The organism is Nostoc sp., from assembly GCF_036917395.1.
Classification (GTDB): Bacteria; Cyanobacteriota; Cyanobacteriia; order Cyanobacteriales; family Nostocaceae; genus Nostoc.
Window position 1 is genome coordinate 13,457 of sequence record NZ_JBALDI010000088.1, and the last position, 15,542, is coordinate 28,998.

The 15,542-nt window shown below is 40.0% G+C and carries 13 protein-coding genes; 7 read left to right on the top strand and 6 right to left on the bottom strand.

Annotated elements, in window-relative coordinates:
• Nucleotides 1–85 precede the first annotated feature (85 nt).
• Entirely contained in the window at nucleotides 86–958 is an 873-nt protein-coding gene (locus tag V7K46_RS31725; protein ID WP_335120400.1) for an iron-siderophore ABC transporter substrate-binding protein, read from the top strand.
• Between the two features lie 253 nt (nucleotides 959–1,211).
• Entirely contained in the window at nucleotides 1,212–2,432 is a 1,221-nt protein-coding gene (locus V7K46_RS31730) for an acyl-CoA dehydrogenase family protein (RefSeq protein ID WP_335120402.1), read from the top strand.
• A gap of 59 nt (nucleotides 2,433–2,491) precedes the next feature.
• Here V7K46_RS31730 and nifE read toward each other — a convergent pair whose 3' ends face one another.
• Nucleotides 2,492–3,871, bottom strand: a complete 1,380-nt coding sequence (gene nifE / locus V7K46_RS31735; RefSeq protein ID WP_335120404.1) for a nitrogenase iron-molybdenum cofactor biosynthesis protein NifE — start codon at nucleotides 3,869–3,871, stop codon at nucleotides 2,492–2,494.
• Between the two features lie 843 nt (nucleotides 3,872–4,714).
• On the opposite strand from nifE, the gene V7K46_RS31740 reads away from it, so the two are divergent.
• On the top strand, nucleotides 4,715–5,035 hold the full coding sequence (locus V7K46_RS31740) for a hypothetical protein (RefSeq protein ID WP_335120406.1): 321 nt from the start codon (nucleotides 4,715–4,717) through the stop codon (nucleotides 5,033–5,035).
• A 347-nt stretch (nucleotides 5,036–5,382) separates the two neighbouring features.
• On the opposite strand, the gene V7K46_RS31745 is transcribed toward V7K46_RS31740, so the two are convergent.
• The 3 genes from V7K46_RS31745 to V7K46_RS31755 form a co-directional block, all read right to left on the bottom strand.
• On the bottom strand, nucleotides 5,383–5,760 hold the full coding sequence (locus V7K46_RS31745; RefSeq protein ID WP_335120408.1) for a hypothetical protein: 378 nt from the start codon (nucleotides 5,758–5,760) through the stop codon (nucleotides 5,383–5,385).
• Between the two features lie 21 nt (nucleotides 5,761–5,781).
• Nucleotides 5,782–6,189, bottom strand: coding sequence for a hypothetical protein (locus tag V7K46_RS31750; RefSeq protein ID WP_335120410.1), 408 nt, complete (start codon nucleotides 6,187–6,189; stop codon nucleotides 5,782–5,784).
• Nucleotides 6,190–6,629: 440 nt separating this feature from the next.
• The gene (locus V7K46_RS31755) at nucleotides 6,630–7,697 is read right to left on the bottom strand and encodes an NAD/NADP octopine/nopaline dehydrogenase family protein (protein WP_335120412.1); all 1,068 of its coding nucleotides are present in this window, start codon (nucleotides 7,695–7,697) and stop codon (nucleotides 6,630–6,632) included.
• Nucleotides 7,698–8,580: 883 nt separating this feature from the next.
• Between V7K46_RS31755 and V7K46_RS31760 the strand changes: the two genes are divergently transcribed.
• From V7K46_RS31760 to V7K46_RS31775, 4 genes are all read left to right on the top strand, one after another.
• Nucleotides 8,581–9,846, top strand: coding sequence for a substrate-binding domain-containing protein (locus V7K46_RS31760; RefSeq protein ID WP_335120414.1), 1,266 nt, complete (start codon nucleotides 8,581–8,583; stop codon nucleotides 9,844–9,846).
• Nucleotides 9,847–10,069: 223 nt separating this feature from the next.
• Nucleotides 10,070–10,948 carry a substrate-binding domain-containing protein gene (locus V7K46_RS31765; RefSeq protein ID WP_335120416.1) on the top strand — a complete coding sequence of 293 codons (879 nt, stop codon included), beginning with the start codon at nucleotides 10,070–10,072 and terminating at the stop codon, nucleotides 10,946–10,948.
• Between the two features lie 82 nt (nucleotides 10,949–11,030).
• Complete coding sequence (locus V7K46_RS31770; RefSeq protein ID WP_335120419.1) at nucleotides 11,031–11,729, top strand: ABC transporter permease; 699 nt, start codon at nucleotides 11,031–11,033, stop codon at nucleotides 11,727–11,729.
• On the top strand, nucleotides 11,726–12,808 hold the full coding sequence (locus V7K46_RS31775; RefSeq protein WP_335120421.1) for an energy-coupling factor ABC transporter ATP-binding protein: 1,083 nt from the start codon (nucleotides 11,726–11,728) through the stop codon (nucleotides 12,806–12,808). The genes V7K46_RS31770 and V7K46_RS31775 overlap by 4 nt, the downstream gene beginning before the upstream one ends.
• Nucleotides 12,809–12,853: 45 nt before the next feature.
• On the opposite strand, the gene V7K46_RS31780 is transcribed toward V7K46_RS31775, so the two are convergent.
• Together V7K46_RS31780 and V7K46_RS31785 are read right to left on the bottom strand one after the other, a co-directional pair.
• On the bottom strand, nucleotides 12,854–13,552 hold the full coding sequence (locus tag V7K46_RS31780; protein WP_335120423.1) for a type 1 glutamine amidotransferase: 699 nt from the start codon (nucleotides 13,550–13,552) through the stop codon (nucleotides 12,854–12,856).
• Between the two features lie 120 nt (nucleotides 13,553–13,672).
• Entirely contained in the window at nucleotides 13,673–14,287 is a 615-nt protein-coding gene (locus V7K46_RS31785) for a TetR/AcrR family transcriptional regulator (protein WP_335120425.1), read from the bottom strand.
• Nucleotides 14,288–15,542: the final 1,255 nt, after the last annotated feature.

The window sequence follows — 15,542 nt, forward strand, 5'->3', positions numbered from 1 at the left end:
TGGTCGTCAATTACCGACCCACGATATAGCTGTTGTTTCTTCAAATCAAACATCACCTGTAGCTCTCCACGTAGTCAAACACGCAATGGGTCAGACTCTAGTTCCCGTCCATCCTCAACGAGTTGTCGTCATAGATCCGTGGCTAGTGGAAATACCTCTAGCTCTGGGAGCCAATCTGGTAGGTGCTCCAGATCCAACTAAAACTCTCCAAGGGCTAGGTTTAGAGAATAAGCACCCAGGCGTTGAAAACATTGGTGCGGTTTTGACACCACCGAACATGGAGAAGGTTATAACTCTCAAGCCGGACTTGATTTTAGGCACGACGCGGAACCGGGATACTTACAGTTTATGGTCTCACATTGCACCCACCGTTCTGCTGAAGGTGCAAAGCAATGGAGACTGGAAACAACCGTTTATGCCAGCAGCAAAAGCTTTGGGGAAAACCGAGACAGCAAAACGTTTAATGAATAACTATAACGCACGCTTAACTGAGTTTAAACAAAAGATAGGATCTCGACTCAAAAAGACTTTAGTTTCCGTCGTGCGCCTGATCCCAAAGACAATTAACCCGTTAACGAAGGGTGCATTCTCTGGAGTAATTTTAGAGGATGCTGGTTTAATCCGTCCTCCTTCGCAAAATCTGGATGCTAAAGCAACTCAAAAGAAAGCGGGCAACCCCGTTGGCTACAATATTTCTCCAGAAGCCCTTACCCAGATAGATGGTGATATCCTATTTATAGTGCGCTACGGCTTCAAAGACCCCGCACAGTCAAAGATAGCTGTCAATCAACTTATGGCAGAACCTCTGTGGTCAAAGCTTAATGTTGTTAGGCAGGGTAAAGTTTATGTAGTAGATGATTATTATTGGCTCACAGGTAGCTATATATCAGCTAATCGAGTTATTGATGATTTATTTACTTATATCTTGCAACCACTGAAGGAAACTAACAGTAAATGAATAAAGCGTGCAAAAGTGTAACCTCATTTTTATTAGTGGTTAATTTTCGAGTTGTCAGTCTCAAATTCACATAAAAAAAGACAAACAATATGTAATGATGTTCTTATCAGGCATATTACTAAGCTGCTTTTCATTTGCCAACAGAATTATTATTCATACCGGATTAAAATAACCTACTTACAAAAATTGCCATAAACCAACAGGTGAAAATGTAAGATTAGCAACTAAAAACAAGTCTATGAAACTCTATTAAATGATATTCAATCTAACTCTCAACAAGCAAACTCTGATTGAGCGCATTAGCCAACTTGCACGCGATAAGTTCGCCTCTCGTGCCGCTGGTTATGATCACAATGCTAGCTTCCCAAGAGAAGATTTTGAAGACCTTTTTCAAGCAGGTCTGAATGCGCCTGTTGTGCCAACTGAATACGGTGGTCTAGGGTTAGGACATGATAGCGATATCTTTACCCTATGGATGATGACTAAGGAACTAGCAAAAGTGGATTTATCCTTAGCTCGTTGCTGGGAAGGACACGCAAATGCCCAAGTTTTACTAGCGGCTATGGCTGATGAGTCTCAGAAAAAGCGCTGGTTTGAGGGTATTGTTCAGCGTGGCGAAAAATGGGCGGCTTGGAGTGGAGAACCCCAGTCTCAGATTCCAGGTCAAAAAGCCAGCCTTGGCACAAGTGTGCAAGTGGTAGATGAGGGATACATCATTGATGGCACAAAGGTATTCGCGACTAGTGCCCCAGAAGCACAGTGGGCAATTCTCTTGGTCAACACAGCAGGGCCTGGGGGAGCGCGTCATAGCAATGGCTCACCGACATCAGTGTTGTTACTAGCCTGCAACTTATCCGACCCCAGTATTAGCTTTGATGATAGTTGGTGGCAGCCAATTGGGATGAGAGGCACAGTGAGTTACTTAGTTCGCTTTGAACGTACTTTCATCCCTAAAGAAAACTTGATTGGCTATCCGGGACAGTACATCCAACAGGAGTGGCAGACGCGGTTTACGCCTCTGTATGGTGCTGCTTTTCTAGGAGCTGCTGAAGGAGCCTATGATTATGCTTTAGCATACATCAACAAACAGGAAAAAGGACACGACCCCTACGTACAACACCGAATTGCTAAGGCAGCAATTAATATAGATACTATGCATCTCTGGCTGCGGCAGGTAGCCACTCTTTGGGAAACAGGCCAGGTCTTAGGGGCAAAACAAGCAGGCAATCGCGCCCGTTACATAACTGAACAACTGGCTTTGGAAACGGTGAACGACTGCATACACGCTTGTGGAGCTCGCTCCTTGATTAAACCGAGTCCTGTAGAGCGAATATTGCGAGATTTATCCTTTTACGTATTGCATGATAATTGCGATCGCGTTTTGTCCTCAATTGGTCAGGAGATTCTGGGGCAATCCTTTGATCGTGCCTATTTCAACACCCATCCAAATCGCCAAGAAGACCTTACAGAGTAGTAAACTTATAATAAAAAATACATTGGAGAGATTGAGGCAACTTGTGGTATTAAGATTGGTCAAGCCAGATCATGGTTGATTTTTTCATCCCAAGGAGCAGGTTTGCTGACTTGCTCCCACACAGGACTATACAATGCTTTATACAATTCTCGTGCCAGTTCCACCAGCCCCATATAACCAGCGTAGGCATGATGGCGTTCATGGTTAACATCCAAAAAAGGAATTTGTGCTTTCAGTGCTGTATATTTATTGCCATTCCCAGTAATAAGCACATCAACCTTTGTATCTTTTAGTACTTTTAATAATACTTCCGGGGTTGCTTCGCGCAAAACAATACCATCTTGACCGAGATATTGTTTAATTTTGGCTTTCTCCTCTTCTGTAGTCTTTGCGTTAGTGGTAGCAATGACTTCCATTCCCAAATCTTTGGCGGCTAAAATAATCGACCAAATCTTTACACCACCAGTAGAAAGAATAATCCGCTTACCTTTCAATTGGGCACGGTAGGGAGCTAGGGCAATATCTAGGGCTGCATTTTCTTCTTTTATCAACCATTCTACACGTTCTTGAAGATATTTATCCCCTAATGTTGCTGCAATATTTCGCAAACAATGGTTTAAGTTTTCCACACCGAAGAAAGATTCTTCAACATAAGGAATTCCATAAAGTTCTTTCATTGTTTGCGCCATTGGCAGTACTACATTTGAGCAAATGACTACATTCAACTTAGCACGATGAGCATAGCAAACTTCTTTATAACGAGCATCGCCCGTAATTTTAGAGAGAACCCGTATACCCAATCTCTTGAATAATGGTAAAACATTCCATAAATCACCAGCAACGTTGTACTCACCAACAATATTGATATCGAAAGGAGTGGTAAATTCTGGTTCTGCCGTTCCGATTACATATTTCAATAAAGTCTCATTGCCGATGCGATTACCTAAATTTTTACTACCAAGAAATCCAGGTGAATTTACATAAACAACCGGAATATCAATTTTCTGTGCAGCCAGTTTACAGATACTATCGATATCATCACCAATCAAAGCGGTAATACAAGTAGCGTAGACAAAAACAGCCGCAGGATTATAGCGTTGAGCAACATCGAGAATAGCTTTGTAGAGTTTCTTTTCACCACTAAAAATGACATTATTCTCGCCAAAATCAGTAGTAAAAGCAGTTTGGTATAATTGAGAGCCTGATGAGAGGCTACCATGAGTCGCCCAAGGATTATGAGTACAACCAATAGCACCATGTACTACATGAGCAACATCAGTAATAGCTCCGACAGAAACCATCGCTCCATCTAAAGGACAATTTCCTTGGTTTGCACCTGGTTGTGGTGGTTTTGTACAAGTTAGTTTTTTGTTGCCACTTAATTTTTTTTGCTTATGTTTGCAAGCTGTTTCGTTAATTGTTACTTGAGTATTTTTCATACCTTTCCTCGTACTGAAGATTCATAAAAAATAGTCAAAATTTAGGAGTTAAAAGATGCGGTGTTGCTTGCTAAATTATTTATTAGCATAAAATCTACTCTATTTGAGCGAGAGCCTAAATCTTTAATTTGAGTAGCCTGTATCTCAATAAGTACAGTTTTTGTTGCAAACAGCGAGAACGCAAAGATAAATTAAAATCGTTATTTTACTCTATATCAATACTCATTTTGCAAATGGTAGTTTAATTTGTCAAGTGACACAATAAAGATTATTCAATTTTTTGTATTTTTGGAATAATAATTCTTTAAGTGACTTGACTTTAACATCCTAACAATAATTATAATTAATAATAGTAAAAATAATGACAATATCATAAATTGGCGTTGAAACTTTAGGGATACAAACAATAGATAGAACTGTCTATATTTACAATATGATTATTGTGGGGACTAAAGATATTAATTTATTAAAATAGGTAGACTATTCTAACTATATAGAGCAATCTTAAATCATTCATGAACAATAAGATTATCTACTTATTAAATAAGTCGGTATCTAAGACTGACGATTTTAATAAATCAGATAGAATTGCTATATGAGTTGAGTAGGGATGTTTAGTTTGGTGAATTAACTATTTCAATTTAACTACATTTCATCCCCCATTTTTGCTTCGAGTCACAAATTTCATACTCGCAAAGCCTCATGACTGGAATCATTGCCGAGTAAACTTTCCAATTTGCAACGAAAAGTTTGAAGCCTTGTCTAAAAACCTGGGCTGTTTTCTATAAGCAGTGTGATTGCCAGAATTATTCGAGAATATAAGTTGCCAAAGGAGTAACCTCAATGACTGAATACCAAGACTTTATGACTGGCGCTTCTAAATTGATTGAGCATGACCCTGACGCTAACTGGCTATTTCGTTACATGCTTGATGGACTAACCGAGCACGGATTCAGCACTAAAATGTCTGAAACTTATGCCGCACTCGTGATCGGACAAGAGTTCTTCAATCCCAATGAAACCGATTTTACCTCTTATATCAGTAGCGCAGTGTCAGCGTACCCACAGCTAAGTTCTGAAGGTCACGCCACACTGCTAGAAGTAACTAGTAAATACGTTCAAGATTACTATCATCCACAAGAAGTAGATACACAAGAACTGTAGTCAGCAGAAACCCGCTGTTGTATGCAGCGGGTTTCACACGGTAATGATGCAAATAAGGTAGTGCCCTACTAAATTTGGAAATCCCTTATCACCCAATACGGTTCAGTTAAGAAGAATAGTGGGTTGGGTAGGCAGTGCGTCCTTGGTGGTTCCCCCCGTTGTTCGCGCAGCGTCTCCCTTAGGAGAAGCAAGTGGGTTTGAGCGTAAGCCAAACCCAACAAAGCCAATGACAAGGCGTTTAGTTTCAGCGTTTACATGGATACAGTGTTTTAAGTGTTAAACCTTAGACTTTTTGTACAGCAAAGCTTATGAGCTTTCTTAGTACAAATGTAAGCAGGAATTTCATCTTAATCCGGCCGATAGTAAAACTCCCGACACAGAAAATTAGGTTGGCTGCCATCCTTGAACTTGTGAAAAGCAGCAATTACCCACAAATCTTTGTTCATGTTCGCTGCCAACAAGGATTCCACTGAATCGCGATCGTATCTTGCACAGAAAGCCTTCTCATTGATATTATCTACAAACGGTGTCACCTCAGTCTCACCCCAATCTTTGAGGGACTCGGCACCATAAGCGTGCATAATAATTTGCTCATTATGCTTGGTTAAGGTAAATTTATCGATCCATGTAGTCTTGGTGTTGGAGTTTATCCAGGTTCCTAAATAAGGCGTGAAATCAATCACGGTGTCCTTGGGCTGGTTTCCGTAAATTTCGTTTCGTTCCATCTTGAAATCTTCCTCTTCTTACTAGCGATGAAAAAACTCACGGGCAAAATGATCACTTCGACCACTACCATCTACGTAGCGGGTATAGGACTGAATGACCAAGATTCCCAATTTTTGGTTTGCCACCAAATGTGTCTCAATCCCGTCTAGCTTGTAAAAAGCGTGGAATCCTCCTGCTATAAGTGAGGTTCCTACACCGTAAGCCACCGCCTCAACCTTACCCCAGTCAATTGGATCGGGTTCGTTGGCTCCATAACCTTGAAACACAAGGCGACCGTCTTGTTCAGTCAGAACCACCCGCACCAAATAATTAGTATCCGATTTAGTATTGACCCAATTACCGACTAAAGGTGATAGTTCTATTGGCTCTTTGATACTAGGGCGTTGGTCAGCCTGCATATAGTGTGCGTATTGAGTTGTTTGTGTCATTAGCTAACTCTCTAATGAATAAATTACAGCATTGTAATAACAAATATAAACTATTTACTAACGTACATTTAACTAAGATAATATTTTATTAATAAATTAAATTTGTTGTGACCAAAAATAGTAATTTTCAGAAAAAAAGCTTGTTTTTGAAGTATAGCATTTCATAAAAAATTAGCTATATTTACTCAATATTATCCTTACTTAATCATGACTAATAGTTACTTTATAATTGTCACGATCTAGATCATTTAAGTAGGAAAATAAAATTAATTACATAATTTTTTCAAAATTTTTAAAGAAATTTTTCAACAGAGTCGATAAAATTTTCCCAACCAAAGTAAGCATCTATATCAATCCATTCATACTTAATAAACTGCCACAAAACCTCAATCGAATTAAACTCCGGTGAATAGAAGAGCAGTTCAAAGATGGTAATACCACTAAAGTTCTTGACTGAGCTGATGCCCATCAAATTCCAAAAACTCAGCATTCCACTTTAAAGGTATGTCAAGGAACTTATTTCCTATTGTGATGCAACTGTCCAGAAATGGTGTTTCTACTCCAGCTAGGCGAGCTAAAACTTGTAGGGGAAAACAGCCATAAGGCAGATCCTCAACCAAATAGCGGTGATGAGGGTTACACAGCGTCGTACTGGAGTAGGCTCCAACCTGCTGCATATGTTCATGAAGGGATGATCCGGTGGTTCCATATGCGATTTGATAGTGGCTTTTGATATCAATTAAGTTGAGGACTCCCAATGCTTCACCCACTGCTATGCGATCGCTATCCAGGTGGTCAATGAGTCCAACAGTACGGGAACCAAGATTATGATAGAGGTTGTAATCCTCACCAGATTCCCATCTAGCTAATGAAACCAGAAGTAGAGGAAGGTGAATAATGTCATTAACTTTATTCAGATTAATTTCTAAAACCGAAGCAGCAGCCCATAAATTACTAAATACAGCTTGGTAAGCGCTCACAATCCGACTTGTCATGATTCGGTTCTGAGCCGCCACAAAGAATTTGTTGGTAAGTGTGCTAATCCTGATTTGATCCTCCATATTACCGCGACTGACGAACGGAATATTGTTGACATCAGCCACAGCAGGCAATTGTTCCTTAGCTATTCCCAGTCCCTGGAGTACCTTACAAAAAACCCGACCTGCAAAGCGGCTAGAACAGAAAACCAGAATGTTCATTTGAGGATTGATATATTCAGCTAAAATTCTGGCGTAGGGTTCGATGTCTTGACCACGACAACAGATCAGCACGTTGAGTGGTAGTTTCCCATCATTGAGTGCCGCCAACTCATAAATGTTATTGGAACAAGCTGCAACTAGATAACTTCCCGGAGAAACTGATCCAATTGAGTGAATGGTTCTTGTCTGGGCAACAATGGAAGAACGGCGAGAGAAAAGGTAAACAGTATGTCCTTGATTACTCAAATAGGCAGCTGTTGCTAAACCAATGTGTCCTTTACCTACAACCAGGTACTTAGTCTGTAGCATGTGCCAATTAGTTTATCCGAAAACCATAAACAAGGATATCTTAAATTCATCATTCGCATAAGAATTTTGTCTGGGCATTGCTGAATCCAAGTGTGAATTATGCACTTGCCTCAAAGTTGCAAGCGTTGTGCCCCGGCATCGGTACATAACCATATTTAAGATAATAACTACAAATTATTATTCCGATGGAACACATCAGCAATCAATTTTTATTAGCGATGCCTGCGACGGGCAAAGCCATCGCTAATAAAAATCTGATGGTTAACATATGGACACAGGTACGTTGCACGTAAATATTTAAGCTTAAAATCGTTCATCTTCCAAAATCAGGAAAAATTCTGTAGCTATAAATACACTTTTCATAAAAAAATCCTAGGGGAAACTTTTTATTACTCTAGCAATTATTTTGGACATGTGTATGATATGCTTGCTACAAAGGGATAAAAAACAGTAATAAACTAACAAAAAGTATAGAAATTACTTGACTTCCTGCAAAAACAAAAATCTGGCAAATGTTTTGACAAGATGTATGCAAAATTACAAAAGCATTAATGGAACTTTCAGCAGAAAAGGCACACGCTATAGCAATCAAATTTGATTCGGTAAATCACTCATAGAAATAGGGAACGAGGAAGAAAGAATAAAGGTGTACTGAGTTTTTTCAAAATTCAAATACAAAAAGTACAAATATAAGACCTTGCTATTACTTAGCCAGTCAATCATGAAAAATTTCACAGTCAGTCATGAAAATCGACTTTCCCCTACATACACCAGTTGCTAAAAGTCGGTAAACCGCAAGGGCGCACTGGCCTTTTTCAAGTCAGATTAAATGTGTCCGCTACGGCTTTTTGTAACGGAGAGATACAGCCTCATAAAGCAGGATATGAATATTTACAATAACCTGAAGGCAATTAGGAATCGTCTGGGCATGAGTCAGCAAGAATTAGCTAATATAGCTGGCGTAACCCGTCAGAGTATTGGTGCTGTGGAAACGGGACAATGTGCGCCTTCTGTTACTATTTCCTTGCGTTTAGCTAAGGCACTTGGTTGCCAAGTTGAGGACTTATTCTGGCTAACAGAGGAGGATTTGCCCCAAATTGAGGCGATTCTTGCCGGTTCGATCCCTAACCTACAGCGATCGCAAGTTAGTCTAGCGCGGATTGGGGATCGATGGATAGCTTATCCTTTATTAGGCAGAGATGCTTTTCGCATCGAAATGATTCCATCTGATGGTGAGGTAGTTGCAGTGAGCCACCCTATTGTAGGGAGTGGCGATAGCGGCGTAGGAGCATCACCTGTAGGGGTGGACGGGTTCCCCAGCATAAGCAAACTGCCATTACCTTCAACGGTAGCGAGAAACGAGCCTCACCCGGAGGGTGAAGCACAGAGCCAGATAGGTACAAATAAAGTTCTGGTTCGGGTTCTGGATGATATGGATAAATTGCACAACACAGTTGTGATTGCTGGTTGTACACCTGTGCTTTCACTCTTAGCAAAAGCAACTGAACGCTGGCATCCAAAACTACGAGTTCATTATCGTTTCGCTCATAGCAAGGCTGCATTGCGTAGTTTATGCCGAGGCGAAGTTCACATTGCAGGGATGCACTTATACGATGCTGACACTGGGGAACATAACATCCCCTTTGTGCGGGAAGCCTTAACAGGTAAGAGTGCCGTTTTGATTACCCTTGGAGTTTGGGAAGAGGGATTGTTAGTTCCACCAGGAAACCCAATGGGAGTTAAAACAGTTTCCGACTTAGTAGAATTTGGAGCAACTGTTGTCACCCATGAGGTGGGTTCTGGCAATCGGATGCTTTTAGAACGGAAACTCCAAGAAGAAGGAGTACCATTTGAGGTTGTGAAAAGATTTGACCATATCGTTCACAATCATCAAGATGTTGCCTTATCTGTAGTCTCAGGAATCGTTGATGCAGGTATCAGTACGGCATCTATAGCTGCGACCTTTGGGTTGGGATTTATTCCCCTTCATAGTGCGCGATACGACTTAGTTATTCTCAAGGAATACTTGGAAAAAGCACCAGTACAGCAGTTTATCAATATCTTGGGACATCAGCTAGTGCGATCGCAATTACAAATTCTCGGCGGTTATGACATCAGCAATACCGGGGAAGTTGTAGCAAATATTTAGAGTCATGAATCATTACTTCATTATAAACAACCATCCCATTCAGATTAACAATACGACCTTACAAGATGGCGAACAAGCCGCAGGTATAGCTTTCAACGTTGAAGAAAAAATTGCGTTCCCTCTTAGGGTTGCCGTAAGCATCGCTTTTGTGCTGTCTCAATGTGCTTTTGTATAACAGCTTATTACTCTGTCAATGCGTAAATCATATATTTCTAGAGGTTCTATGATTCGGAGAATTTTCATTGCATTTTTGGCATGTTGCTTGGCGATTTTGAGTGCTGAAGCTAGTGATATGCTGGTCAAGCAAAACCCAGCTATTGCACAGTCCCCAACGAATAAAAATGTGATTGTAGCGATGACAACCAGCATTGAGGACAGTGGACTACTAGATGATTTAGTTCCAGCGATTGAAAAGAAAACAGGATATACACTGAAAAAGGTTGCAGTCGGCACTGGACAAGCTTTGGCTCTGGCTGAGAAAGGTGAGGTTGATGCGCTATTCGTCAACTCACCTAAAGCTGAACGCAAAGTTTTGTCAGGTGGTGCGGTGATTAATCGGCACTTGGTAATGCACAATGACTTTGTGATTGTCGGCCCAGATGCTGATAAGGCAAAGATCCGAGGGAAAAAGAATGCTGTGGAAGCATTCTCCCTGATTGCCAAAAATCAAGCATTGTTTGTATCGCGGGGTGATGACTCAGGTACTAACAAACTAGAAAAAGATTTATGGCAACAAGCAAAAGTCACACCCTCTGGCAGTTGGTATCAGCAAACAGGTTCAGGAATGGCGCAAACTTTGCAAGTCGCTAATCAAAAACTGGGATATACCTTAGCAGATCGAGCAACCTATATATTTCAAAAGAAAAATCTGTCTTTGCCAATACTGGTGCAAGGAGATAAGAAACTGTTAAATCTCTACCATGTCATGGAAGTAAATTCTCAGAAATTCCCCAGGGTGAATAGTGCAGGAGCTAAAGCGTTTATTAATTATGTCTTATCTCCTGAAGGACAGACACTGATTGCAGCCCACGGGAAAAAAGAGTTCAAACAACCGCTATTTTATGTTGATGGCGGTAAAACGGAAAAAGATTACGGCTTTTAGAGAAACTTGAGCATCAGATCATCAAGGGTTGCTCTACTGCATATTTACCATTATTTTTCAGTTTTGTAAGAGATTTGTATTTGTGAATACAATCATCGAAGGAGCTTTCAAAGCTTTTGAGCTATTAACTAGTGGCGATAGTGACGTTTTCCAAGTCATGACGATGACATTGTTCGTATCTGGAACAGCTACAGCCATTAGCGTTTTACTGGGACTACCATTAGGACTATGGCTAGCATTAGTGGATTTCGTCGGCAAGCAGACTCTGACTAGTTTGATTAACTTCGGTATGGGATTGCCACCTGTGGTAGTCGGTTTATTCGTTAGTCTGTTTTTGTGGCGGTCTGGCCCGTTAGGAAATCTGGATTTGATGTACACGCCCACAGCTATGATCATAGCCGAAGTCATCATTGCTTTTCCAATTGTCGCTGGCTTCAGTTTTGCGGCAATTATCAGTATTAATCCGAAACTACGCTGGCGACTGTTATCAATGGGGGCGACACAGTGGCAAGCAAACTTGTTGCTAATTAAAGAAGCACGGTTAGGGTTAATGGCTGCAATCATGGCTGGTTTTGGTCGCGTCATCTCGGAAGTTGGTGCATCCATGATGGTGGGCGGCAATATTAAGGGGCAGACAAGAGTCCTGACTACAGCGATCGTTTTGGAAGTAGGGAAAGGAAATTACGATGTTGCGATGGCGATCGCATACATTCTTCTGATCATTACATACACCGTTATCGTGTTGCTGACTATCCTACAGCATGACAAGAAAATTCTATGAGTACTAACGAGTATGCCCTGAATATGCGACAGGTGAGCGTCGATAGCAAAACACGTAAAAATATCCTGTCAATTGAAAATTTTGCAGTCCGTCCAGGAGAACTGGTAGCTGTGCTTGGCCCCAACGGCGCTGGTAAAAGCACTTTGTTAAGAACAATCAATCTCTTGCAACCTTACCGTGGTGAGATGCAATTATTTGGAGAGGATGTCCGCAATACCAATAAAACATTGTTGCGTCGTCGTTCGGCTTTGGTATTTCAGGAAACATTACTACTGGATGACACTGTTTTTAATAATGTTGCCAAGGTATTAAAGTTTCGCGGAACACCAACACACAAGATTAAGCAAAGGGTACATACTGCACTTACAACTTTTGGCTGTGAACACCTGGCAAATCAGTCAGCTCGTTCTCTGTCCGGTGGTGAAGCAAAACGAGTTTGTATTGCCTGCGGTTTAGTTGCTGATTCCGAATTGCTGCTTTTGGATGAGCCTTCTGCCTCTTTAGATGTGGGCATACGTCCCCAGATGATTGATAAAATTAGACAATGGGCGCAAGCGAGGGGATCAGCAGTCATATTAGTCAGTCATAATTTTACAGATATACTGCATTTTGCTGATCGAGCGATCGCTTTATTTGATGGTTGTATTGTCCAGGATGACAACTTGGAAACTATCATCCGCCGACCAGCTAACGAGCAACTTGCCCGACTCGTAGGGATAGATAATATTATTCCGTGCCATGTAGAACGGAGTAGCCGTGGAAGTTTTATCAAACTTGCAAACGGGATAGAGTTTTTATATCCTGGGGAAATCACTAAGCCAATTACTAGATGTTGTTTATCTGGCGATACTTTCAATCTTTACGATGCAAGTTCTTCAATGCGACACAAACTGTGTTTGGTAATTATTGAAGGGCTAGTAGAACGGGTTTTAAATGGTATTGGGATTTGTAGTATTTGGGTGAAGGTAGGAGAACAAACTTTAATTGCCAGAGTGCCTCGTAATCATATATTCAGCAATGTATATCCCCATGAAATAATTAAACTGGCATTCAACCCTAAAAATGCACATTTTGTTTAGAACAATAGACGGTTTTATACTAGAAATAGCGGTATAAATAAGAATTTAGTCAGTCAAATTAGCAAAATAATCTAAAATTTTACACATGGCAGTATTTATATTACTTAAATCATCATCCCGTGCAAGCATTTCTTCGGGTTTTTGAATATATTTACCTCTAACTAATTCCGAGGCGCAATTGTCAATAATTTGCAGAACGCTGTCTTGAGTTGATTCTAGGTGAAATTGTAAACCTAGTACTCTATCTCCATAAATGAAAGCTTGATTTGCACATACTTCACTAGAGGCTAGTCGTACAGCACCCGGTGGTAAGTTAAAAGTATCACCATGCCAATGAAACACAGTTAAAAACGCAGGGAATGAAGCAAAAACAGCAGAATTCTGTGCTTCTGTTGTCACTTGAATCGGATACCAACCTATTTCTTTTTCCTGACCTTTGTAAACCTTGGAACCTAAAACATCAGCGATTAGCTGCGAACCAAGACAAATGCCAATAACTATTTTATTCTTTTTGATTGCTTCTTCAATAAAATGTTTTTCCCAAATCAACCAAGGATACTTATCATCCTCATAGACATTCATCGGCCCGCCCATTACTATCACCCAATCTAGACTATTAACAGATGGTAAACTGTCACCGTTATAAAACTTAGTTGCGGAGAGAATATGATCTTTCTTTGTCAACCAGTGTTCAATACTAGCAAGTCCTTCAAATGGCACATGTTGTAAGTAATGAATTCTCATCCCTGATTGCTCCGAACTTAGTTGCAGTGTGATTTTTTACATTAAATCATATAATAGACTTCATTTCAGGAGTGCTATACATGGATAGCGGGGCGTTTAGCCTGTGCGATTATTGCTTTTTTACTCAGCACTCAAAACTGTTTCGGTAACGCCGGATTTTGATGCAGTCTGGATTAGTGTTGCCGCGACTTTTTTCGCCTGTGAAGCGGTTGACCAACTTCCTTCCATCATCGCAACCACGATCGCACCTTGCACGAGGAGAAGTAGTTGCCTAGCTAACTGTTCCGGTGATGAAACTTCTGCAGATTGAGCAAGGCTCTTGATGTAGCTGTAAATCGATTGTTGATGCTCTAACGCTACTCGATGTCCAGGATGGTCAGCATTGGCTAGTTCTACTGAAGCATTAATGAATGCACAACCTCGGAAATCTGGACTCTCAAACCATTCCCGCAGGGCATCAAATATTGCCAGTAGTTGTTGAGATGGGTTAGAAGCTTGTTCCTCAATCGTGGTTTTGAGCCATTGGCACCATTGTACATCCTGTTGTTGCAGCCATGCTTCAATCAATGCATCTTTTGACTTGAAATGATTGTAGAGCGACATTTTAGCAACGCCAGATTCCGCAATGATTCTGTCAATACCGACGTTGCGAATTCCTTCTCGATAAAACAAGCCTGATGCTGTATTTAGGATGCGATCATGAACAGATTTACGGGGTGTTTTTGGTTTAGTCATTTAGATCACATCCTTGAATAACGTGTAATTTTCAAATACTTCATCAATAATACTGACAAATATTTTTCCAATTTCAGGATTGTTTAAACCTGAAGCTTAACTAGGTTTTTTAAGTTAGGCTGTAAACGTGTCAAATATTTCACACTTTTGTTAAGCTTTTACGTCATAGCCATTATATAAACTGTAATTATCAGAAATAATTACACTGTTATACCTTAATTTTCAACGTAGTTTTCAACTCTATACAATAATGTGTATCACCATGATAAATTAACAAGAATTTAAAATTGGAAAACACCCTTAACCATTCTTTGATTCATTTTAAAGACCAGGGTGTTTCATCCATATGGATGTTGAATTAAGTTTGTTTTATCCAGTTGCTTAGATCGTAAACACTGTTATCAATTGCTTATTCTATTCTTTCATTCCCCAAAGCTTCGATTCTTTTTAAGGACTTAAGAAAAAACTATCTGTAAAGAATAAAGGATTTATCCCAAAAGTGATTGATGAACTGCAAGCAGACCAAAGTCCCCCCGAACTCCGGAACTGCTACCGATCAAGTACTTTCACAATCCTCCAGAAACTTGTGGAGCAAGACCATCAGTTCATCAAATCATTGGTTAACTTATGGGATTTGGCTTTTTCACTAGAGCGCAAGTGCTTGGAGATCCTTTGTGCTTTAGCGATTTAGATTCCCTATAAATCAAGAATATCATACATCTGGCCAAATTACTTGCGCTGATCAATTAATTTACAAAGAGTATTCGTGGTTACAATTAGTCATCAGCTAGAGAGATGAAAAGCCAATAATTGCGTTATTCTGTTGTTTCAAGTTGAGCAAATATCGCTGATTTCTCCAAGTGAAACGTCCAGAATCAAGATAAAAACTCAATCACTTGTCCATTTTTTTTAGTTAGAATAGTCTGTCTATTCAACTTAGTAAAACTTTTATATAAATAAGATATTTAATTGCTTATAATTTAGACAGAACTGTCTATTTATAACTGTTTTATGTTTATTAGTTCAATGTTTTTTTCTTTGATTGTTACTAGATTGACTATTATTAATTCAAAAGGTTGATAGGATTTTGAAATCAAGGAAGTCAAACAAGTTTCTTGATCAAACCAAAGATATAGAAGAATTTATCTTCTGATCAGCTTATTGCACAAGGAGCAATCAGCCATGCCAATGAAGTTGTTTAAGTGCGACGAATCGATTCCAGAACGTGAAAAGCACATATATATTAAAGAAAAAG

Excerpts from the sequence above, each read along its gene's own strand:
- V7K46_RS31725 (WP_335120400.1), top strand. The coding sequence starts at position 86 with ATGGGTCAGACTCTAGTTCCCGTCCATCCTCAACGAGTTGTCGTCATA.
- V7K46_RS31730 (WP_335120402.1), top strand. The coding sequence starts at position 1,212 with ATGATATTCAATCTAACTCTCAACAAGCAAACTCTGATTGAGCGCATT.
- nifE (WP_335120404.1), bottom strand. The coding sequence starts at position 3,871 with ATGAAAAATACTCAAGTAACAATTAACGAAACAGCTTGCAAACATAAG.
- V7K46_RS31740 (WP_335120406.1), top strand. The coding sequence starts at position 4,715 with ATGACTGAATACCAAGACTTTATGACTGGCGCTTCTAAATTGATTGAG.
- V7K46_RS31745 (WP_335120408.1), bottom strand. The coding sequence starts at position 5,760 with ATGGAACGAAACGAAATTTACGGAAACCAGCCCAAGGACACCGTGATT.
- V7K46_RS31750 (WP_335120410.1), bottom strand. The coding sequence starts at position 6,189 with ATGACACAAACAACTCAATACGCACACTATATGCAGGCTGACCAACGC.
- V7K46_RS31755 (WP_335120412.1), bottom strand. The coding sequence starts at position 7,697 with ATGCTACAGACTAAGTACCTGGTTGTAGGTAAAGGACACATTGGTTTA.
- V7K46_RS31760 (WP_335120414.1), top strand. The coding sequence starts at position 8,581 with ATGAATATTTACAATAACCTGAAGGCAATTAGGAATCGTCTGGGCATG.
- V7K46_RS31765 (WP_335120416.1), top strand. The coding sequence starts at position 10,070 with ATGATTCGGAGAATTTTCATTGCATTTTTGGCATGTTGCTTGGCGATT.
- V7K46_RS31775 (WP_335120421.1), top strand. The coding sequence starts at position 11,726 with ATGAGTACTAACGAGTATGCCCTGAATATGCGACAGGTGAGCGTCGAT.
- V7K46_RS31780 (WP_335120423.1), bottom strand. The coding sequence starts at position 13,552 with ATGAGAATTCATTACTTACAACATGTGCCATTTGAAGGACTTGCTAGT.
- V7K46_RS31785 (WP_335120425.1), bottom strand. The coding sequence starts at position 14,287 with ATGACTAAACCAAAAACACCCCGTAAATCTGTTCATGATCGCATCCTA.